Raw genomic sequence first — 21,937 nt, 5'->3', positions numbered from 1 at the left:
CACCTAACCTGGTTAAACTAGATATCAATCTTTACCTTTTAGAGCCGATTTGAACATCACTATAGAAGTGTAGATGACTACCACTATTACGACCCACCGGAGTGTGCCAAGTGGTAGAGACTTTACAAGAAATGCAGCAAGTAAGACCGCGATAATACCTGGAATTGCCATAGCCACGGCCGCTTTTCTATTGTAAGCTCCTACTTTTATAAATTTTGCCGATGCTGGAGGCATAAGAAAAGCACAGGAACCCATCATAATTGGAAATGCGACTATTGGGGACATACCCAAGGCATAGATAAGTGCCATGCAAGGTGCGTACAACCCTATCCCTACGGTCATGAATGCTCCAAGAATAAAATTGGCCCCGACTGCCACTGCTAATTTCCAACCACTTAGACCAATAGCCTCCCCGCCTCCCTGTATCCAGTCCATTTGTCCAGATAGCATAAAAAATGCTGTTACCAACAGAGCAAAGCCCATAGTCATCTGAATTTTCCTTACTGCTAATTTGGCAACTATTCCTGCACCAAGTACAGCACCTCCGGCCGCCGATAAAAGCATGGTCAATAAAGTAATGGGCTCTACCTCAACAATTCGAATGAATATTAGGGCCTGAATTAAAACAGGAATAGTATTGGCCACATTCAATGTTCCTGGCAATACCCTGTCTTCTGTCTGTTTTGTGAATTTTAGCATGGCAGTTTGAGGGGCGAAAGCACCAATTCCGAGTACGTCGAAAAAATTTACCACAAAACCGATCAATGCTGTTTTTACAACACTGACATTTTCTAAAACGTTAAGATGTTTGATAAAGTCCTTACCTAATACATAAATGAAAAACAAGGATAGAATAACAAGGGCAATCCAAATGGCTACGGTCATGATAGAAAGGTTTTATAAAAAACAGCTATTGACAAATTCAGTCTGCTTATTCTGAAAATATACTGTCATTCTATTGGCCCTGGGGGTAAATTCAGTTTTAAATAATTGAACATTGTCATTCGCAAATGAAGCGAAGTATTTTCTCCTTCGTTTATGCTGTGTGATCTCATGGGATAATCGATCATGGTAAAGTACTTATTTTGCTTAATCAGTTCGTTGACTAACATTTGACAGCTTTGATAGTGGCAATTATCATCTCCAGAGCCATGAATTAAAAGTAAATTTCCTTCGAGATTCTTAGCATGCGTTATAGGGCTGCCATCCCGATATCCCACCTCATTGTTTTTTGGTAGTCCCATGTAACGTTCCTGATAAATATTGTCGTATAGTTTTTGATCGCTAATGAAAGCTATTGCAATCCCTGTTTTATAGATTTCTGGATATCTGAACATACAATTTAAGGTATTTGAGCCTCCACCACTCCACCCCCAAATACCTATTCGCTCTTTGTCAACAAAATCCCACTCCATGATTTTTTGTGCGCAGGCGGCCTGGTCCTGAGGAGCAATAATCCCAATTTTTTTGTAGACACTTTTTCTCCATTCCCTACCACGAGGGGTTTTGGTTCCCCGATTATCTATACTAATCACAAGATATCCTTCTTGTGCCAATAATTCATGCCATAAATCTCCGCCCCAATTATCACGTACGGTCGCGCTGGCAGGTTCTCCATAAACATAGAACATGATCGGGTATTTTTTTTCAGGATTAAAATTGTTCGGTTTGATCATCCAAGCATCGAATTCGAGTCCTTCATCCGTTTTTATTTTAAAGAATTCTTTCTTGGAGATGGAGTATTTTGTCAACCTATCCTGTAGCTCTTTATTATCTTCCAATACCCTTAATGCCTTATGATCTGGAAGTGAGATTACCTCATAACGTCGCGGCGTCTTGTGGTTTGAAAAAGTGTGGATTGCATATTTGCTATCTGCTGAGATGATGTAAGAATGTTGCCCGGTTTGATTCTGCGGTGAAAGGCGTTCCGGTTTCCCTTTTCCACTCAACTTGCTTCTATATAAATAACGTTGTGTTGCATTTTCTGGGGACGCAATGTAGTAGGCGTACCCTTTTTTCCGATCAATGTTCAAAAGTTCTATTACTTCAAAATCTCCTGATGTAATTGGAGTCATTAGACCGTTGTCAGGAGACACCCGGTTAAGATGTAACCATCCGGTATTGTCGCTCAGCCAAGTAAATTCTTTTCCATTATTAAGCCAAGTAAGATTATCATAAACGTCAAGCCATGTTTCTACCTTCTCCGTATATACAACTTTTGATTCCCCATTGGCCGCATTGGAAAAAAATACTCTATTCGTATTCTGTTCTCGGTTAAGTTGTTGAATAATCAATTCATCCGAGGAATTCGCCCATTCCATCCGAGCTAGGTAATTATTCCTAGGATTACCTGGGATACTCATCCAAGTGATGTGCTTATCTTCCAATCGTATGGAGCCAATTTTGGCCGATGAATTGTCCGTACCTACTTTTGGGTAGGGTAGGGGGATTATTTTTGGATATATCGAATCGATATTATTGGCCAGATAAAAAGTACCCATTCCTTTCGTGTCCATTTGCCAAAAAGAGATTTGCGAGCTATCCGGACTCCATCTAAATCCATCACGGCAACTTAACTCTTCCTCATAGACCCAATCGAACGTGCCATTGATGATTTCTGTATTTCCATCAGTGGTTAGTTGGTCAACCTCTCCAGTTTCCAGAATTTGGGTATAAATATTGTTTTTGTAGACAAATCCCACCTTTTTGGCATTTGGCGAAAATTTGGCAAACATTAAACGAGCAGGTTCCATAGAATCTCCTATTTGGCTCAATTTTCCATTTTTTAAATCTAGTACCCAATAATCCCCTCTCGTATGATAACGCCAAACTTTACGAGTATTTGTAAAAATCAACAATTTGGTATTATCTTCAGACCATGAATAATCCTTAATAATAAGAGGAGCGGGTTTCCCTGAAGGAATTAATTTCCTGGCCGATACCAAAACATCTCTTTTGCCGGTTTTTGCATTATACATAACAATGTCGTTACCTCCTATGTCAGGATTAACTTCCAAAGCCGAATATCCATCATTGTTTTTTAGCCACCTTACCGTATTAATTCCCTTGGGACGAAATACATTATCTTTATATAGGTCTTCAAGTGTTAATTTCAATGGAGTCCCCTCTTGTGCTAAGTTTATACTAAAGATTCCAGATAATAGGGCAATCCCCAATGTGAGAACAAGTGACTTTTTCATATCAATAAATTCAATTGTTTAATACTAGTTAATCCAACGACGCTTTTTTCCATTTCTTGAAGGTATTTTATGGATAGTTTTAATTTAAGGGATTCACTCACAATGGTGAGTTTTGTTTTCTAATTGTACTGACATTGAGGTGACGACTCTTGTCTAAAAATAGGAAATAAAAAGAGCGAGACATTTGTATTGTCTTTATTTATTTTTATTAGTGCTTTTCGCGAGTTCTATTTTGAACAGGTGAAAGGCCAGTAGAGGGGTCAGAACGTAATTAGTACATACTGATTTGCAAAACAATTAAACCGTATTTTTAATACAAAATGAATTCATTATGGGCACACGAAGAAATTTTATTGAAAAACTTACGGTTTCAGCAGTTGGCATTCCAATATTATATGGTCCAACAAGTCTTTTTGCGGCTTGTGAAGAATCCTATGTAGGCCCAGTTTTAAGAGTGGCCATTATGGGGCTGGGCGGTTATGCCACTCGAGTGGCAAAAGCTATGATTGATTGTAATCGGGCCAAATTGGTAGGAGTAATCAGTGGAACCCCGTCAAAAGTGGTTGTTTGGCGTAAAAAGTATAATATTCCTCAAAAGAACTGTTACAATTATGAAGATTTCGATAATATAAAGAACAACTCCGATATAGATGCAGTTTATATAATTACACCAAATGGACTTCATTGCGAGCAAGCTGTGCGCATTGCCAAAGCTGGCAAACATGTAATTTGTGAAAAACCCATGGCCATCAATGCTGAGGAAGGCGAGCGCATGGTAAACGCCTGTAAAGAGGCCAATGTAAAGTTGTTTGTCGGTTACCGAATGCATTTTGAGCCAAAAACTGTTGAGGTTATCAAAATGCGGAAAGAAGGTAAATTTGGGCAACCCAAATTCTTTCAGGGGCAATCAGGTTTTGTAATTGGTAATCCTGGTCAATGGCGATTGAACAAAGAATTGGCAGGTGGTGGTGCTATGATGGATATTGGTATTTACTCCATCAATGGTGCACGTTATATACTTGGCGAAGAACCAGTTTGGGTCACTGCGCAGGAGACCAAAACTGATCCGGTCAAATTTAAAGAGGGCGTTGATGAGACCATACAGTTTCAAATGGGTTTTCCCAGTGGTGCAGTGGCATCTTGTTTGTCGACCTATGCGATGAACCATTTGGATCATTTTTATATGACGGGTACTGAAGGATGGGTAGAGATGCAACCATCAACTGGGTATGGGCCAATTAAAGGTCGAACCCATAAAGGGGAATTGAATCAACCTCATCTTACTCATCAGACATTACAAATGGATGGAATGGCTCAGCTCATTTTTGAGGGAAAAGAACCAATTGTTCCAGTGGATGGAAAAGAAGGCCTTAAAGACTTGAAAATAATCGATGCGATTTACTTGGCAGTAAAGACTGGTGAAAAAGTAATTTTATAACTAAAGCCTACTTCTTAACACTGATTAAAACTGCTTCGCAGCTTTTTAAATCAGAGTTTAGGATTATATTCTCAGAAGTTTTTCCATCAGAGATTTCAACGGAAACAGTGTTAGGGGCATATTCCCCTAAGTTATGGGCATAAAGAAAAAGGTCATTCTTTTTTGAAGGATCCAATGTTATTTCAATTGGTTTTTTTTGGTAGGTCAGTAGATGTTTTGAAATTACAGTAAGCCCATTAAGATAAATGGAAACGATATCGCCATCTTGTCTTCCATGATCCCAAATACTGACTTTTATTTTTTCCTTGTTAAATACCAACTCTTTTACATAAGTAATGTTACGACCGTCGAATTGCATTCTTTCTGGAGCTATTTCAACTTTTTTTGATGCTACTTCAACTTTATTGGGTACGGTTAGAATATTTTTGGATGTTTTTTTTACCCGTTTTGGTGTTTTGGTTTTTTTAGGCGCTTTAGTTTTGGCTGTATTGGAGTTAGTGGCATTCAATAATCTTGCTCTTTCCTTTCTAGCGTCTGACTCTTTATTTCGGATTGAAAAATATGGCGTTGCGAATTTGGCAATTTGAAATTTATCATCGGGGAACAATTCTATCCCAACAACTTGATAATTGTCGCCTGAACTAATATTCTTTGCCAAAAGAATTCCGCTGGCCCTCCCGGTATTCTTAAATGTCCCCAGTTCTTGTACTACCATGTCATCCTTGGCAAGAAAAAAACGTATTGATTTTGAATTGCCAATATTCATGGTATTCCATTCCAATTCGGCTGGATCAGGAATCGCCCAAATAGTTTTACTATCTGGTGATGTTATTCCAATAGATGATTTTAAGGGAGCCGATTCATTGAATTGTTCAATGCTTTTGAGATTACTCTTTTGAATTAGGGAATTATAGGAATTAACAAATTCATTATTTGATGATGCAAAATTAAATCCATAGGAGTGTCCTTGTGTCAATTGGCACAATATTACACAACAAAGAATAAAAATAGTTCTCATAATTAAATACAAATGCACTAACGATTGGCTCTTATTTGGTGGCAAGGACCATGCCAATCCCTATTATAACGATGATTCGAACTAAATATTTGGTAATACTCCGATTTGTTTAAGAGTTTAATATCCGTTGCTGATTTCTTTGTAAATTTAGTAATCGTAATTTTCAAAGAATAAGTGTTTATTAAAGAGGTTAAATAGTAATAAAACAACATGGCCCAAAAATTATTTTTTATTACTCTATTCCTGTCTATTATTATATTTTCCTGTAAAGAAAAGATTGCTGAAAAAGATACGAGAAGTATGATTAAACAGGTTGATTCAACACTTACATATACTTCGTACACGGAGAATCCCTATGATCGAGTTGTCTCTAGAGCAACTTATAAAAATAAATTATATGGCTTTTGGTTAGGACAATGTATTGCCAATTGGACAGGTTTGGTTACCGAGATGGATAAAATCGGAATCCCTACCAAAGATGGGAATGGAGCAGGATTTTACACACGCAAAGACTGGGGGCTGCCGGATCAACCCAATATATGGGGATCTAGTGATTTATCCCCAACGATAGATTTTTTATTTGCAGCTCAAGATAGTGTTTGGGGAGCCGATGATGATACTGATATTGAATACATCTATCAAAACCTATTATACAATAATAGAACCAGTATGCTGACAGGGGAACAAATTAGGGAAGGCTGGTTAAAACATATAAAAAAGGAGGAAGAGAATTTTCTTTGGGTTTCCAATCAAACCGCATTGAATCTTATGATTGATGGTATAGTACCACCGATGACTAGTGAACCTACAATGAATCCTGATTTTGAAATGATCGATGCGCAATTGACCACTGAAATTTTTGGTTTTTTTGCGCCTACTCGACCCGATGTGGCTTTGAAGATGGCACATTTGCCAATACAGACTGTTGCTAGGAAAAATGCAGAATGGATATCGGAATTCAATGTGATCATGTATTCCCTTGCGCCGTTGGCGGATGAGAATAAATCAACTAAGGATAATTTGTTGTGGATGGCTACTGAAGCACGTAAAAGACTTCCCAATGATTCGTATTCGGCAAAAATGTACGATTTTACCCTAGATAAATATCAGACAGGGGCAACTTGGGAAGAGGCTAGGGATGCACTCCATGAAAAATACCAAATCAATCAGGAAGATGGGTACCTGTGGGCCACCAAAGATAAAGTTTGTAACGGTTGCTTTGCAGCCGGCATCAATTTTGGGGCAAGTATCGTTAGTTTGTTATACGGTGAAGGCGATATTAAGGAAACAATTAAAATTGGAGCCTTGGCCGGTTGGGATTCTGATAATCCTACAGCAACATGGGGTGGACTTTTAGGCTTTATGCTTGGTAAAGAGGGTGTAGAAAAGGCTTTTGACAGGAAATTTGCAAATAAGTTCAACATTCATAGAACCCGTGTTAGTTTTCCTAATAATGGCATCGATACTTTCGAGAATATGGCAAAGATGGGTGTTTATGTGATTGACAGAGTGGTACAAGAACAAATGAACGGAGGGGTCAATCTTGAGAAAGATGTTTGGTATATACCCGATGTAGGTTATGATATAGTACCCGGCCAATAAGTTAATCATCCCTTTTTTTTCTTCAAAAAAATACCTTTCAACAGATTTTAATTCCCTTGAACTAATATTTGGCCCTATAACTAGGGGTTAGCATGGCCTTTGTTGTTTAAGTAATATAAAATATATTGATTATGAAGACAGCATTACTTATTAAGGAGATTTATTTAGAAGGATTTAAAAATTTAGGACATTTGATTATAAAAGGTTATTTCAAAGCTTTTGCTTGGTTCAGTTTTGTACTGTTCTTTGTTGTACTGTATGCCTTTATTTATAGGGTGTTTACTGGATTTGCTTTTGACTAAGCTAAAAAATGCTTAAAATATATATTTGGATATAATCCAAATAATAGGAAATATTCCATATATTAGCTATCCTTTTTTGGGTAGCAAATAGAATCAATAGCTATCCTAAAAGTGGGATAGCTATGAACAAAACCATACTTCATTTAGATTTAGATACTTTTTTTGTATCCGTAGAACGACTCTTGAATACAGAGCTGCAAAATCGTCCTTTGCTAGTAGGGGGCATTAGTGATCGCGGTGTGGTAGCTGCCTGTAGTTATGAGACCCGTGGTTTTGGGGTACATTCTGGTATGCCAATGAAAATGGCACGGGAATTATGCCCAGAAGCTGAGGTTATCAAAGGTAATGCGGGGACCTATAGTAAACACTCTGACCTGGTTACTGAGATCATCAAGGATCAGGTGCCACTTTTCGAAAAATCAAGTATCGATGAGTTCTATGCGGATCTTACAGGAATGGACCGTTTTTTTGGTTCCTATAAATATGCTTCAGAATTAAGGCAGCGGATAATAAAAGAGACCGGATTGCCTATTTCATTTGGACTTTCAGTCAATAAAGTGGTGTCTAAAGTAGCCACGAATGAAGCCAAGCCCAATAATCAATTAAAAATTGATTATGGTTTGGAAAAGCCTTTCTTGGCACCCTTGTCCATTAAAAAAATACCCATGGTGGGTGATAAGACCTACCAAACACTCCGTAATTTAGGTTTGCGACAGGTGCGTACAGTCCAAGAAATGCCTATGGGCGTTATGCAACGTGTACTTGGCAAGAACGGTATTGTTATCTGGAAACGGGCCAATGGAATGGATAATACCCCAGTGATTCCGTTTTGGGAACGCAAGTCCATTTCCACCGAACGTACTTTTGATAAGGATACTATTGATGTGGTAAAACTACGGGGCATTCTTTTGGCAATGACCGAGAATCTTGCCTTTCAATTACGAAAGGGCGAAAAATTGACAGCCTGTATCGCTGTTAAGATCCGGTATTCCGATTTCAATACCTATACCAAACAAATGCGCATTCCGTATACCAGCGCAGACCATATTTTGATTCCAAAAATCCTGGAACTGTTCAAAAAACTTTATAACAGGAGGCTATTGGTTCGGTTAATAGGCATTCGGTTCAGTCATTTGGTTTCCGGCAACTATCAGATTAATCTTTTTGAAGATACTGAAGAGGTGTTGAACTTATACGCGGCGATGGACCATATTAGAAATCGGTATGGTGACAAAAGCGTGGTACGGGCCTCCGCCATGGGAAAAAATACCATAGGCCGAATGCATAACCCGTTCAACGGGCAACCGCCAATTGTACTGGCGCATCGGAAACAGTAATATGGTTGTTGGGGGGTAGTTATTCGTTGTCGGTGAAGAACAAATTACTATCAACTGACAACTATCAACAAGCAACCATTTGTATTTAAACTGTCACACATATTATAGTCTTCGTTACGGAACCATTTCCGAAAATGAACTCTTGCGCTTGGCCAAGGAAAACCATGTGACCCAATTGGTGCTTACCGATATCAATAACACCTCTGCCGGGCTTAACTTTGTCAGAAGAGCTCCTGAATATGATGTGCGGCCAATATTGGGGATTGATTTTAGAAATGGCGTTGATCAATGTTATGTGGGTATTGCAAAAAACAATGAAGGGTATTTAGAGTTGAACAATTTTTTGTCAGAGCATCTTCACAAAGAAGAAGACCTGCCCGCTATTGCCCCACGGCTTCAACACACCTGTATTATTTATCCTTTTGAAAAAGTATTGCTCAATAATCAAGTCTCTTTTGCCGATAATGAATATATCGGCATTTCAATTTCCGACTTACGACGTTTGCCTTTTTCCAGATTATCAAAACTGGAGGATAAACTGGTTGTGCAACAGCCGGTCACTTTTCGTACTAAGGGCGATTTTAATGCCCATCGGTTATTGCGGGCCATTGATAAGAATATGTTGCTCAGTAAATTGGATAAGACTGAAGAGGCCAAGGAAGATGAAAAAATGTTCCCCATCCAAAATCTTGCAGCGGCTTTTTCGGAGTACTCCTTTATTTTAGAAAATACAGAGAAGTTGATGAATGCCTGTTCCATTCATTTTGATTTTTCAAAGGAGAGACAACCACAGAACCTCAAGACATATAATAAAACAAAAGAAGAAGATGAGACCATGTTGGAAGGACTTTGCCAAAAAGGCCTACCATACCGATATCCGAATGGTGGAGATGGTATAATCCAACGCTTGCAAAAAGAGTTGAAGCTCATTAAGGGGATGGGTTTTGTATCCTATTTTTTAATCAATTGGGATATTGTTTCTTATGCCCAGAAGCAGGGTTTTTTTTATGTAGGCCGGGGTAGTGGAGCCAATAGTATTGTAGCCTATCTGCTACGGATTACTGATGTGGATCCTATGGAACTGGACCTTTATTTTGAACGTTTTATAAATCTTTATCGTGCTAATCCACCCGATTTTGATATTGATTTTTCGCATAGAGATAGGCCTAAAATAACTCAATATATTTTTGATCGCTTTGAGCATGTGGCCCTTTTAGGCACTTATGTCACTTTTAAGGAAAAAGGGGTTGTGCGTGAATTGGGTAAAGTATTCGGACTTCCAAAAAGCGAGATTGATTTTTTATCAGGAGGGAGGTACGATATTTCAAGACTCGATGAGGTTTCACAACTTGTTGTGAAGTACGGCCGCCTGATCAAAAATATGCCCAATTATTTGAGCATACATGCAGGCGGAATCTTGATCAGTGAAAGACCATTGCATTATTTCTCGGCCACTCATCTACCCCCGAAAGGCTTTGCCACTACCATGTTCGATATGGTCATTGCTGAAGATGTTGGTCTCTATAAATTTGATATTCTAGGGCAAAGGGGTTTGGCAAAAATCAAAGAGACCATGGATATTTTGGAGCATACCCGCCCTGATGATTTTTCAAAAATCGACATTCATAATATCAATAAGTTCAAGGAAGACCCCAATGTCAATAACTTAATCAAGACGGCACAATGCATGGGTTGTTTTTATGTGGAATCCCCTGCCATGCGAATGTTGCTCAAAAAATTGGAGGTAGATAATTACCTTGGTCTGGTCGCGGCCAGTTCTATTATACGCCCAGGAGTTTCTAAAAGTGGAATGATGCGTGAATATATTCTTCGCCACCGAAATCCTGGTAGGGACAAAGAAAAAGGTCATCCCGTTATGCTGGATATCATGCCTGAAACCTATGGAGTAATGGTATATCAAGAAGATGTGATCAAAGTGGCTCACCATTTTGCAGGTCTTGATCTGGGTGAGGCCGATGTGCTGCGCCGTGGTATGAGCGGAAAATTTAGATCACGAGAAGAGTTTCAAAAAGTACGGGAAAAATTTATAGAGAACTGCAGAAAAAAAGGAGAGGATGATAAAATCATTTTTGAGGTATGGGGACAGATTGCCAGTTTTGCAGGTTATGCTTTTGCCAAGGGGCACTCCGCATCATATGCTGTAGAGAGTTATCAAACACTTTTTTTGCGCGCCTATTATCCGTTGGAATATATGGTGGCCGTACTTAACAATGGAGGCGGATTTTACCGTCCAGAATTTTATGTGCACGAGGCGCGTATGCTGGGGGCGACCATTCATTCACCTTGTGTCAATAGAAGCCTTAATCGCAATGTAATCTATGGGAAGGGTATTTTTCTGGGTTTTGGTTATTTAAGGGAATTGGAACATCGGGTCGCCGAACGAATTCTAAAAGATAGAAAGGTAAATGGGGCCTATGGATCTCTGGAAGATTTTCTCGATCGGGTATTTATTTCCATAGAACAAGCAAGTATTCTTATTCGAATCGATGCTTTTCGATTTACAGGAGTGAACAAGCACCAATTATTGTGGAAAGCCCATTTGTTCCTAAACAAGAACGTAAAAATTGACCACCCCAAACTGTTCCCGCCCAAGCATCAAGATTTTAAGATTCCCCAATTATATACCACAGACCTTGAAATGGCATTTACCCAGTTGGAATTGTTGGGATTTTGTCTATGCAGTCCGTTTGAGTTGTTGGTAGAACCCCCAAAAAACAATCGATGTGTTAAGGATTTAGAACGCCACCTGAATCGGCATATAGATATTTATGGTTATTTGGTCACGGTGAAGAAGACCAGTACCCATAATGGCAAGCAAATGTATTTTGCGACTTTTGTGGATCAGCAGGGCGAGGTGTTTGATACAGTGCTTTTTCCACCAGTGGCGGCCAAATATTATTTTAGGGGTAGGGGCGTGTACCGTTTCTATGGTAAGGTGGTGAGCGAGTTCGGTTTTTTGAGTATCGAGGTCATCAAAATGTTGAAACAGGATTATGTGCAAGACCCCCGCTATGCAGATATGAAGATGGCGAACAAGGTGTTTAAGGAGAAAGAAGCCAAAAAGACCAGTGCAAATTAGAGGTTAGCGAAGTATAGTTTAGTGGCTTCTTAAATAAGGTCGACCAACAGGGCGTAAATCATAGGCTTATACCAATTACTGTCTATACGGGACAGATGGTTCGAATAAAAAGCGAAAGACAGCTAATAAAGCAATAAAAGGAGATTATTTAGAGTTCAGTAATAACAAATTAGATAAAATGGGAACGAAAACTATTTTAATACTGTTACTCATATCAATATCGACAACATCTTGCTCAAAAGATAATGATGAAATCGGTGAGCAAATATCATATCCTTTGTTTGGTCCTGAAATAGATGTAAGTATTAATGGTTTAACACATGATGCCATGGAACCATTTATATCACCAGATGGCAATTATTTGTTTTTCAATAATATAAATGATGGGGTTGATACCAAATTGTTTTACGCAACCAAGATAAACGATTCAACTTTTACTTCGGTTACGGAATTGACAGGGACAACCCAAACAGCAGAATTTCATTTAGATGCGGTAGCTGATATAGATTCAAGCAGTAATTTTTATTGGACATCAACTAGAGATTATCCTGCGGAATTGGATAATCTTTTTAATGGAGTATTTGATTCAGGAAATGTTACCAATATTCAAAGGGTTCGAGGCGATTTTAATATGAATATTCCAGGTTGGTTGATTATGGATCACGGAATAAGTTTGGATGGGCAATTTCTATATTTTAACAATGCAAGATTTGATGATCAAAATTGCACAGGCCCTTGTGAAACCCAATTAGGGATTGCTAAAAAGGTCGATGCCACTACATTTAATACACTTCCAAATTCAACAACAATATTAGAGAATATAAATGATGACGACTTTGTTTATTATGCGCCCTGTATTAGTAGTGACAATTTAGAATTGTACTATACTAGATATTTAAATGGCCCTATTACTGCAAGCACGACTTTTGAGATTTGTGTTGCAGTGAGAAGTAATGCCACAGACACCTTTTCTATTCCTAAGGTTTTGTTTTCAGAAACCATTTCTGACTTAATAGAAGCCCCAACTTTAACGACTGATAAGAATATTATCTATTACCATAAAAAAATTCCTGGGTCACATAAAATAGTTATGAGATATCGCAAGTCGTGATTGCGCAATGGAAATATTGATAGCCTAAGATTACTATAACATTTTTCAACCCTAACGTGAAGTATTATACCCTATTTTTGAAGAACCAAAACCAATCAAAAATGAGTATTGAAACCAACCTTAAAAAACCAAGGATTGAAGTTGTCGATAGTCTTCGTGGCTTTGCCATTATGGCCATAATGCTAATACACAGTATTGAACATTTCAATTTTTATGTTTTTCCTGACCCTAGTACCCAACCAGCTTGGTTAAATTCCATAGATAAAGGGATTTGGGATACGCTGTTCTTACTTGTTGGCGGCAAGGGATACGCTATTTTTGCCCTATTGTTCGGTTTTACCTTTAGTCTCATGTATGCAAAACAACAGGCGAAAGAAGTAGATTTTGGACCTCGTTTTTTATGGCGGATGCTCCTATTGGTATGTTTTGCTTTGTTCAACGGCCTATTTTTTCCAGGAGAGGTATTGATGATGTACGCATTAGTGGGAGTAGTCCTGTTTTTGGTTCGAAAGTTTAACAATACATGGTTATTGGTTGCCGCTTTGTTACTCTTGTTGCAACCCATAGAATGGGCCAGGTATATTTATTACTTGTTCAACAATGATTATCTGGTGCAACCCTCTGGGCAGGGTCCCTATTGGAATCTTTTAAAAGAGGCCCAATTGGGGGATTCATTTATAAACCAAGTAAAGGCAAATACCCTATACGGGCATAAAGTGTCACTCATGTGGGCTTATGGTGTTGGTAGGTTGGTGCAAACAGCGGGCCTGTTTGTGATTGGTTATTGGTTGGGTAAAAAGAAGCTTTTTGTTGATAGTGAAAAGAGCAATAAGTTTTGGAAACGAACCTTAATTATAGGAGCCACGGTTTTTATTCCGTTGTTTCTGTTGGAGAAAAACTTTGCTGAGCTTACCGATGTCAAGATACATGCACAGACCCTGCTAAAAGTAGTTGATATGTATGGGAATTTAGCACTTACCGCGGTATTGGTGGCCTCCTTTATATTACTTTATAAAACCAATATTTTCAGAAAAATTGCAGGCGGGCTCCGTTATTGTGGACGCATGAGCCTTACTGCCTATGTGTTGCAATCAATAATCGGTGGTTTTGTGTTTTTTGGCTATGGTATGGGTCTTGGTCCTAAGTTGTTGCACACCAAAAGTCTGGCTATCGGCATTGTCTTATTCGCAGGATTATTTTATTTCTGTAAGTGGTGGATCAATACATACGGACAAGGGCCTTTGGAAAAATTGTGGCATAGACTCACATGGATTGATTTTTCAGGGAAGAACAAGGAATAGATAGGGATGTATTTATTCAGAACTGAGTCGTTCTCGTTCAATTTTATCAATATCACGTTGATTATCCTCTAGTCTGAAATTGCCAAAATTCAGGGTAAGACCAAGCCGTACATATTGCGTTTCTGGTCTTGCAAAATAATTGTTATCCTGGTTCAGGTATTTGGAGGTTATACGGCTATTGGCCTTGTTTAGAAGGTCATTTAATTGTAAACTCAATAGCGCTCTATTTTTCCAAAGAGTTTTCCTTAACCCCACGGTAAGGTTTGTGGTTTCTTCCATCTTATATGAACCTTCCAAAAAGCCTGATAAATAGGTAACCCCAAATTCTCCTTTGAAGGTACCGTCTTTGGATAGATTTAGATAATTGGTAAAATCTATATAACCACCATTAACCTTATTGGTCACATCTTGGTTATTACTTTCTAGGGCAACAAAGGTTTCGTCTTCATGAAAAATGGAAATATAACTATATAAATACCACCAATCGGTTACTGTTTTTCCATAATTGAAATCAAATCCATAGGAGGTGCTTTCCAAAACATTTTGGGTAATATCGCGCAATACAAGGTTTTCGTTATCTTGAAAGGCAAGTGTAGAAATGTAATTCCCGTTGTCCCTATAATACAGGTCAAATGACATTTCATTGTTTAGAGTATAATTTAAATTGAAGTTATGGCTAAAACTTGGAAGTAGGTTCGGGTTTCCCTCAGAAAAGTTATTCTCATTAATGTAAAACCTGAAAGGGTTAAGGTCCTCATACCTAGGTCTTGTCAATTTTCGCGAATAGTCGAATGATAGACTGTGGTTTTTATGCGGAGAATATAAAAGGTGTAAGGTCGGAAAGAGTTCAAAATAATTTAAATCGTTGATTTCTGAAAGTGAAGTGGAATAACCAGAACTTTTGGTGTGTTCAGCCCGAAGACCAGTTTTTAGGCTGAATTTTTCCCACTCCTTGGCCAAGCTAAAATAACCTGCGTATACTTCTTCATCATATAAATAATTATCGGACTGGTTAGGGATAAATATCTGTGTATTGGTTGTAGCGTCAAAATAGTCAATGCCACTATTTGATTTAATGAACGATCCCTTTAGCCCTGTTTCAAAATCAACGGTTCCAGCAGTAGAAATATCCAATTGGGCCGTATAGATATCTATATCCTGATTGGCATTTGTAAAGAACCCATAAGTTCTTAAAAATTGGGAATTACGATCGAAATAATTTGATCGTGCATCTTGGGTATTTTCAAAATCATATTTTGTGTAATGCCCATTTAATTGCAAGTTTCCTTTTGTTTTGAAATTATGTTTATAGGTAATATCTGCTGAAAAATTATTTTTATCCTCTATAAGATTACTTTGTGTAAGAAATGTAGAATCAAGAATGTATTGTGCATTTCGCATTTCAGTAAACTGCTCATTGTTAAAACTTTTATTTGGCGAAACCAATGCGGTTGTTGTCAAACTAATTTCGTTTCTACGGTCGATGATGTAGTCCATATTAAGCTGTGCCGTATGGGTTTTTGCTCGGGTTGTTTTGTTAAAATCTGTTTTCCATTTCGAAAAAATACCAGTAGAGTTAATAAAATTGGTTTCACTTGCTGTACTCTTAAAGTCTTTACGTGGACCATATGAATAAGAAGCAAAAAGATTCAATTTTTTGGTTTTGTAAAAGTGAGATGAACCTATAGTATATTTAGGAAAAACAGACTGGGTATAAGTACTGTTGATGTTGCCTTTGTAGCCCAGCGAAATATTTTTGGTTGTTACTATATTGAGGACTGGGCCTCCTTCAGCATCATACCTAGCGGGCGGGTTACCTATTACCTCGACCAATTTTATATGGTCTGCCGGATAATTTTCCAATAAATCATGTATTTCTTGTGAAGACAATTGAACCTTTCTGTCGTTTATATAAACTGTAGCAGATTGGTTTCGTACTTGAAGTTCTTCTCCTGTAGCAATTACCCCTGGGGTCCGTTTGAGCACATCCCATGAACTGCCCTGTGTAACCACTGTATTCTCAACATTGAACACCAAACGATCAGCTTTGCGTTCAATCAAAGGCTTAATGGAAGCTACTATTACCTCATCCAAACTTTCAACGTTGTGGCCAATGATGATAGTACCCATGACTATATCCTTAGAAACATCAATTGCGACAAACTTGGAGAATTTCCTTATATAACTTGCATTGATTAGATAAACCTTGGGTTCAAGATTTAGCATTGTGAAAAGACCATTTTCATCTGCTGAAACACCTTTTATCAATGTTGAGTCTGCGACTTGAAACAACGAAATAGTAGCAAAGGGAATAGGCTGGTTATCACCATCCTTAACGGTCCCAGACACCGTAAAACCTTGCGCGCTCAACGGTATTACATTGGCAAACGAAACTACCAAAAGAAGATAGACGTATTTCACTGAAAATTTGGGTTAGAGCTCTAATCTAACAAAAAAACACCGTTTTCTTAACAAACAGGATAAACTTTATTGATTCTGCAAACATGCCAAAGACCTTTATTTAGATTTTGTGCCTTAACTGGGTGTAGTTTTTCGGCCCTATATTTGCAACAATGCCTTACAAACTTAAAAACAAGAACTTAGAAATTCATATAGATCTTCCTGGAGAAGGTTATAGTTTTTCAAGATTCGATTGGACAGGAAAAATCACTCAGGTGAAGTTCCATAGTATTCCCTTATCGATTTCTGAAAGACTCGACAGGGTTAATGATACAGTTTTTGGCAAAGGCTTCTACAATGAATTCGGTATTGATTCGGCGTTGGGTTATAACGATATTGAAATAGGAGGTTGGTTTCACAAGATTGGTATTGGTTTATTACAAAAAGAAGAAGAGGGATATTTTTTCCATAAAAAGCATACAATCAAACCCGCTGCATTTGAAGTAATATCAACACGAAATACAATCAAGATCAGCTGCATATCAGAAAATGTAAATGGCTATGCGTATGTGCTAAAGAAAAATATTATACTTAATGAAAGCGGTTTTAAAATAAAATATCATTTAGAAAATAGGGGTGAAAAGGATATTCACACCAATGAATATGTCCACAATTTTATGGCCATTAACAATGAACCCATTGGGAGTGATTATAAATTGAAATTTCCTTTTCAATTAAAACCTGCACTTTTTGACGAAATGGTCAATAAAGAAAGGCAGGTTAGTCTTGGTTCTAATGATTTCAGTTTTAAGGGTACACCCAACGAACAATTCTTTTTTAAGTTTCTTTCTGGTAGTGAAGAAGTTGATGCATCATGGGAACTATTGAATCATAAGCATAAGATTGGAGTAAGTGAAAAAGGTAGTTTTAAAACCAACAAAGTGAATCTTTGGGGTTGGAAGCATGTTGTTAGTCCAGAGTTGTTTATTGATATTTTTATTAAGCCAGGCCAATCAAAAGAGTGGTCAAGAGTATTCGAAGTGTATAAACTAAATGAAGTTCATGGACTCCAATGATTATTTGTAGCAAAAAATGAGGTGAAAAAACGATGCGTGTTTTAAGAGGTTTGTCAAAAAATCATTCTCAAAAAAATAATTGAACAAACGACATGGTTTTATAACTTCTTCAAAAGAATATTACGGTACTCTACTTTCATAGGCGGCCCCACATGTAATTGTAAACCCAACAAGCCAGATTTTTTTCGGTTAATCAAGTCATTATCGGTTATGTCACTCATTAAAACACCATTGATATAATGTTGAAGTCGGTTGTTTTTGATAATAAGGTGACATTCGTTCCATTCGTAATTGATTTTTGTTCGCAATGAATCAATATTCCCTAAAGATGCTGTTACTTCACGATTTTGCCAAGCATTATTTTTCACATTGGCTCGTAAGGATTCTTCGGCATCGGTATTTTTTTGTGAGGTTATTAAGGCTTTCTCTCCACGATAAGCTAAGGTTGTGCGCTTACGTTCCTCATAATTTTGTCCTGTATATCGGTGCTTCCCATCAATATCAGCTTGGTATCCACGAAGTGCAAAGGGTATCGTGTCCACCTGTTCACTACGATAATTTATTCCACTGTTCCCACTTTCAGAAATTCGAAACTCTGTTTTCAACTCAAAATCATTCAGTTTGTTTTTGTAAATCAAAAATGTATTGGCCTTCAATAAGGTTTCCGGGGTGATTTCACCAATGATAGTGCCATTTTCGACTCGCCAGTAGGTGCGATTGCCTTCCCAATCCGATAATGAAGTGCCATTAAAAATGGCTCGGAAACCATCGGTGGTTTCTGAAACCACCTTTATTCCTTCCATTGTTTTTTCTTTTTTCTCTCTGCAAGCCTGTAGGCCAGAAATTAGTATGATAAAAAATAGGATGAGAAGGCTGTTTATTGTCGATATCGTCTTATAAATTCTCATGTTTTTTGAGTATGGTTTACAATAAAGGTTCTGATTTTAGCTAACAATTCCAAGTCAAATGTTTTAAATTTGAGAGTGACGACTTGAGATTGTCCTAGGCAAACAAGTTCACTGTCAAATAAACCAAATAAAGAAAATTATGAAAATAGCCATGTTGGGATCGGGTTTCATTGCTCGTTTTTATGCTGAATCATTGCATTCTCAGCGAAGAATGGATCGCGTAGTTACTGTGTATTCGAGAAATATGCTTAATGCCGAGCAATTTGCTGATGAATACGGCCTGTCGCATCACACCAACTCTATGGAGGAGGCGATTAATCTGCCAGATGTAGACGTGGTACTCATTTCTTTACCCAATCATCTACATGAAGCAGCAGTAATTGAATGTGTGAAGGCAAGAAAGCATGTTATTTGTACCAAGCCACTGGGCAGAACAGCTGAAGAAGCAAAACGAATGCTCGATATGGTGGAAGATGCTGGAATCTTTGGGGGGTATTTGGAAGACCTATGCTACACTCCTAAATTTTTGAAATCTCTAGAGAGTATTAAAAATGGTGACTTAGGTAGAATACTATGGGCTAAATCACGTGAAACACATCCTGGGCCCCACAGTGATTGGTTCTGGGATAAGGAAAAATCAGGAGGTGGAGCCATCATTGATTTGGGCTGTCATTGTGTTGAGATTAGTAGAAATTTTATAGGTAAAAATGTAAAACCCCTAGAAGTGATGTGCTGGGCAGATACGCAGGTACATCCTATCGAGGCAGAAGATCATGCTATTGGATTGGTCAGATATGCGAATGGCGCAATTGGACAATTTGAAGTGAGTTGGGCCTTTAGAGGAGGTATGGATCTTAGAGATGAAGTCATGGGTACTGAGGGTACCATTTGGATTAATAGTTTTTTAAGAACTGGTTTCGAAATGTTCACTACTGGCAAAGGCGATGGTTATGTTGCTGAAAAGGCTGAAGTGAATAATGGTTGGTTGTTTCCAGTAGGGGATGAGGCTCATGAACTGGGTTATTCCAATATGTTTACTGATATGTTCGCTGCAATTGAAGAAAAGCGAGAACCGCAGGAAACTTTTTATGATGGATATGTTGTGAATGCTATTCTTGATGCTGCCTATAAATCTGCCCATACCAAATTATGGGAGGCTGTAATTCTGGAAGATTGGAGAGGTGATGAGCCAGTAAGTGCTAAGAAAGAATGGGCTTCCTACGATAAAGATCATTATTTGATTAAAGAAGAGAAATTACCCACTGGGGATACTAAAGTCATCCTGAAACATAAGATTACAGGAGTATTGGTTCAAAAAACTAGAACTTAAGACTTGAGTTTTTCTATTGTTTGATCTTTGTTCGGGCCTACCCAATCAGAAGAGTTATGTTCGCCAAAGCCCAAAATGGGGGAATTCCTGATAGCCTCATTATCTACTTTTTCCAAAGGGGAATAACTTGCATGCTGTCCTTTTTTATAGGGATCATTACGCGCCGCGTTATAGCAACTAATCAATGACCATCTAGAATGATCGGAATGGTTTTGGTCCGAGCGATGAAGTATATTACAATCAAAGAACATGGCATCTCCAGGTTCCATTTCGCAATAGACCAGAGGAAATATTTTTTTGGCTGCTATAACACGCTCCATATCGGCACCAGCCTGATCTCCAGTTAAGGAATGATTTACCCTTCCTAAAGATTGTGACCCCTTTAGTACCTGCAGACAACCATTTTCTTTAGTAGCTTTGTCAACGGCAATGGTGACACTAGTCAACAAAGGTTGTAAGACCCCAAAATTATACCAATATCCATAGTCTTGGTGCCAAGTCCAGGCCCCTCCTACCTTAGCGTCTTTAAGAATCATTTTGGAATGGTAATGATAAACTTCCCCTTGCAATAGAGTTTCGGCAACATTTACTAGACGTTCGCTACGTGCGAATAGGCCATAAATATTATTGCCGGGATGGTTCCAAATGGATAAGCGTACTGTTCCTCCCTCTCCATCGTCTCGTCCGTAAGAACGCCGGTCCAATTCATTGTCTTCTTGTGCTGCTTTTTTGAGTAAACTTATTTCCTCTTGGTCAAATAGATTTTTAAGAATAAGGAAACCGTCCTTTTTATATGCTTGAATCTCAGCTGTGGTCAACATGGCAATATTATTTTATTAAATCTGTAGAAAGATGCGAATCCGCATTCCTAAAAGTAATGAATTTATGTTGGGTTTAATTGTTACTGGTTTTGTTTTTAAGCTTATTTAGAAGCACAATAAATATGTGCTCTTCGACTGTTTTGATTCGGAAGAACAATATCATAAAACCCTTTTTTATTAAATTCGTTTTATGGGAGAATCTAAAAACAAATCATGTACAGGAGCTGAAGTAAATTATGAAGAGGCATTGGCCTGTTTACATAAAGAACTGGTACACCTTCAGGAATGGGTAAGAACCCAAGGCCTGAAAGTTGTCATTATTTTTGAGGGTAGAGATGCCTCTGGTAAAGGTGGGACCATCAAAAGATTTACTGAGCCATTAAACCCTAGGGTGTGTAGGGTAGTTGCTTTAGGGGTGCCTACCGAGAAGGAAAAATCACAATGGTATTTTCAACGTTATGTGTCACACTTGCCCGCGGCTGGGGAGATTGTAATCTTTGACAGGAGCTGGTATAATAGAGCGGGTGTTGAAAAAGTAATGGGTTTCTGTACTGATGATGAGTACGACGAATTTTTACGTTCTTGCCCTGATTTTGAACGTATGCTTGTGCGTTCGGACATAATGCTCTTAAAGTATTGGTTTTCAGTGAGCGACGAGGAACAGGAGAAACGCTTTAAAAGCCGAATTAAAAACCCTTTGAAACGCTGGAAATTCAGCCCCATGGATTTGCAATCGCGCTCTCGTTGGTTGGAGTATTCCAAAGCGAAAGATGACATGTTCGCGCATACAGATACCAAACAAGTACCGTGGTATGTTGTAAATGCTGATAATAAGAAAAAGGCCAGACTTAATTGCATCAGTCATATTCTTAGTCAAATTCCATATCAAGAAATGAAATATGAGAACATAACTTTGCCTCCCTTGCCGCAACATGAAGGGTATGTTCGTCCTCCAATGCAATACCAAACTTTTGTGCCTGAGAAGTATTGAAA

At 38.2% G+C, this 21,937-nt stretch carries 16 protein-coding genes; 10 read left to right on the top strand and 6 right to left on the bottom strand.

Annotation, left to right across the window (positions count from 1 at the left end):
• Nucleotides 1-24 precede the first annotated feature (24 nt).
• Together FB2170_RS05365 and FB2170_RS05360 are read right to left on the bottom strand one after the other, a co-directional pair.
• The gene (locus FB2170_RS05365) at nucleotides 25-885 is read right to left on the bottom strand and encodes a sulfite exporter TauE/SafE family protein (RefSeq protein ID WP_013305507.1); all 861 of its coding nucleotides are present in this window, start codon (nucleotides 883-885) and stop codon (nucleotides 25-27) included.
• A gap of 65 nt (nucleotides 886-950) precedes the next feature.
• A complete protein-coding gene (locus FB2170_RS05360; protein WP_013305506.1) occupies nucleotides 951-3,200 on the bottom strand; it encodes a S9 family peptidase in 2,250 nt (749 codons plus the stop codon).
• Nucleotides 3,201-3,531: 331 nt separating this feature from the next.
• Here FB2170_RS05360 and FB2170_RS05355 point away from each other — a divergent pair, with 331 nt between their 5' ends.
• Nucleotides 3,532-4,638 (top strand): Gfo/Idh/MocA family protein, encoded by a 1,107-nt coding sequence (locus FB2170_RS05355; protein ID WP_013305505.1) that lies wholly within the window; start codon nucleotides 3,532-3,534, stop codon nucleotides 4,636-4,638.
• Between the two features lie 7 nt (nucleotides 4,639-4,645).
• Here the strand turns inward: FB2170_RS05355 and FB2170_RS05350 are convergent, their stop codons facing one another.
• The gene (locus tag FB2170_RS05350) at nucleotides 4,646-5,656 is read right to left on the bottom strand and encodes a hypothetical protein (protein WP_013305504.1); all 1,011 of its coding nucleotides are present in this window, start codon (nucleotides 5,654-5,656) and stop codon (nucleotides 4,646-4,648) included.
• Nucleotides 5,657-5,956: 300 nt separating this feature from the next.
• Here FB2170_RS05350 and FB2170_RS05345 point away from each other — a divergent pair, with 300 nt between their 5' ends.
• The 6 genes from FB2170_RS05345 to FB2170_RS05325 all read left to right on the top strand — a co-directional run bounded on the left by FB2170_RS05345 (nucleotide 5,957) and on the right by FB2170_RS05325 (nucleotide 14,409).
• Nucleotides 5,957-7,258 carry an ADP-ribosylglycohydrolase family protein gene (locus FB2170_RS05345; protein ID WP_202795954.1) on the top strand — a complete coding sequence of 434 codons (1,302 nt, stop codon included), beginning with the start codon at nucleotides 5,957-5,959 and terminating at the stop codon, nucleotides 7,256-7,258.
• A gap of 131 nt (nucleotides 7,259-7,389) precedes the next feature.
• Nucleotides 7,390-7,560, top strand: coding sequence for a DUF6747 family protein (locus FB2170_RS17415; protein WP_013305502.1), 171 nt, complete (start codon nucleotides 7,390-7,392; stop codon nucleotides 7,558-7,560).
• Between the two features lie 122 nt (nucleotides 7,561-7,682).
• A complete protein-coding gene (gene dinB, locus FB2170_RS05340; RefSeq protein WP_013305501.1) occupies nucleotides 7,683-8,897 on the top strand; it encodes a DNA polymerase IV in 1,215 nt (404 codons plus the stop codon).
• Between the two features lie 79 nt (nucleotides 8,898-8,976).
• On the top strand, nucleotides 8,977-11,997 hold the full coding sequence (locus FB2170_RS05335) for a DNA polymerase III subunit alpha (protein WP_041632685.1): 3,021 nt from the start codon (nucleotides 8,977-8,979) through the stop codon (nucleotides 11,995-11,997).
• Nucleotides 11,998-12,175: 178 nt separating this feature from the next.
• Entirely contained in the window at nucleotides 12,176-13,108 is a 933-nt protein-coding gene (locus tag FB2170_RS05330) for a PD40 domain-containing protein (RefSeq protein ID WP_013305499.1), read from the top strand.
• A gap of 101 nt (nucleotides 13,109-13,209) precedes the next feature.
• Complete coding sequence (locus FB2170_RS05325; RefSeq protein WP_013305498.1) at nucleotides 13,210-14,409, top strand: DUF418 domain-containing protein; 1,200 nt, start codon at nucleotides 13,210-13,212, stop codon at nucleotides 14,407-14,409.
• Between the two features lie 12 nt (nucleotides 14,410-14,421).
• Here FB2170_RS05325 and FB2170_RS05320 read toward each other — a convergent pair whose 3' ends face one another.
• Complete coding sequence (locus tag FB2170_RS05320) at nucleotides 14,422-16,830, bottom strand: outer membrane beta-barrel family protein (protein WP_013305497.1); 2,409 nt, start codon at nucleotides 16,828-16,830, stop codon at nucleotides 14,422-14,424.
• Nucleotides 16,831-16,982: 152 nt separating this feature from the next.
• On the opposite strand from FB2170_RS05320, the gene FB2170_RS05315 reads away from it, so the two are divergent.
• Nucleotides 16,983-17,885 carry a hypothetical protein gene (locus FB2170_RS05315; protein WP_013305496.1) on the top strand — a complete coding sequence of 301 codons (903 nt, stop codon included), beginning with the start codon at nucleotides 16,983-16,985 and terminating at the stop codon, nucleotides 17,883-17,885.
• Nucleotides 17,886-17,983: 98 nt separating this feature from the next.
• On the opposite strand, the gene FB2170_RS05310 is transcribed toward FB2170_RS05315, so the two are convergent.
• A complete protein-coding gene (locus FB2170_RS05310; RefSeq protein WP_013305495.1) occupies nucleotides 17,984-18,688 on the bottom strand; it encodes a DUF1080 domain-containing protein in 705 nt (234 codons plus the stop codon).
• 244 nt (nucleotides 18,689-18,932) lie between these two features.
• Here FB2170_RS05310 and FB2170_RS05305 point away from each other — a divergent pair, with 244 nt between their 5' ends.
• Nucleotides 18,933-20,123 (top strand): Gfo/Idh/MocA family protein, encoded by a 1,191-nt coding sequence (locus FB2170_RS05305; protein WP_013305494.1) that lies wholly within the window; start codon nucleotides 18,933-18,935, stop codon nucleotides 20,121-20,123.
• Here FB2170_RS05305 and FB2170_RS05300 read toward each other — a convergent pair.
• Complete coding sequence (locus FB2170_RS05300) at nucleotides 20,120-20,944, bottom strand: phytanoyl-CoA dioxygenase family protein (protein ID WP_013305493.1); 825 nt, start codon at nucleotides 20,942-20,944, stop codon at nucleotides 20,120-20,122. The two genes, FB2170_RS05305 and FB2170_RS05300, sit on opposite strands and share 4 nt — an antisense overlap.
• A gap of 190 nt (nucleotides 20,945-21,134) precedes the next feature.
• Between FB2170_RS05300 and ppk2 the strand changes: the two genes are divergently transcribed.
• Entirely contained in the window at nucleotides 21,135-21,935 is an 801-nt protein-coding gene (gene ppk2 / locus FB2170_RS05295) for a polyphosphate kinase 2 (RefSeq protein WP_013305492.1), read from the top strand.
• Nucleotides 21,936-21,937: the final 2 nt, after the last annotated feature.

It is taken from the genome of Maribacter sp. HTCC2170 (genome assembly GCF_000153165.2).
Lineage (GTDB): Bacteria > Bacteroidota > Bacteroidia > Flavobacteriales > Flavobacteriaceae > Maribacter_A.
This window is presented reverse-complemented; position numbering and strand designations above follow the sequence as displayed.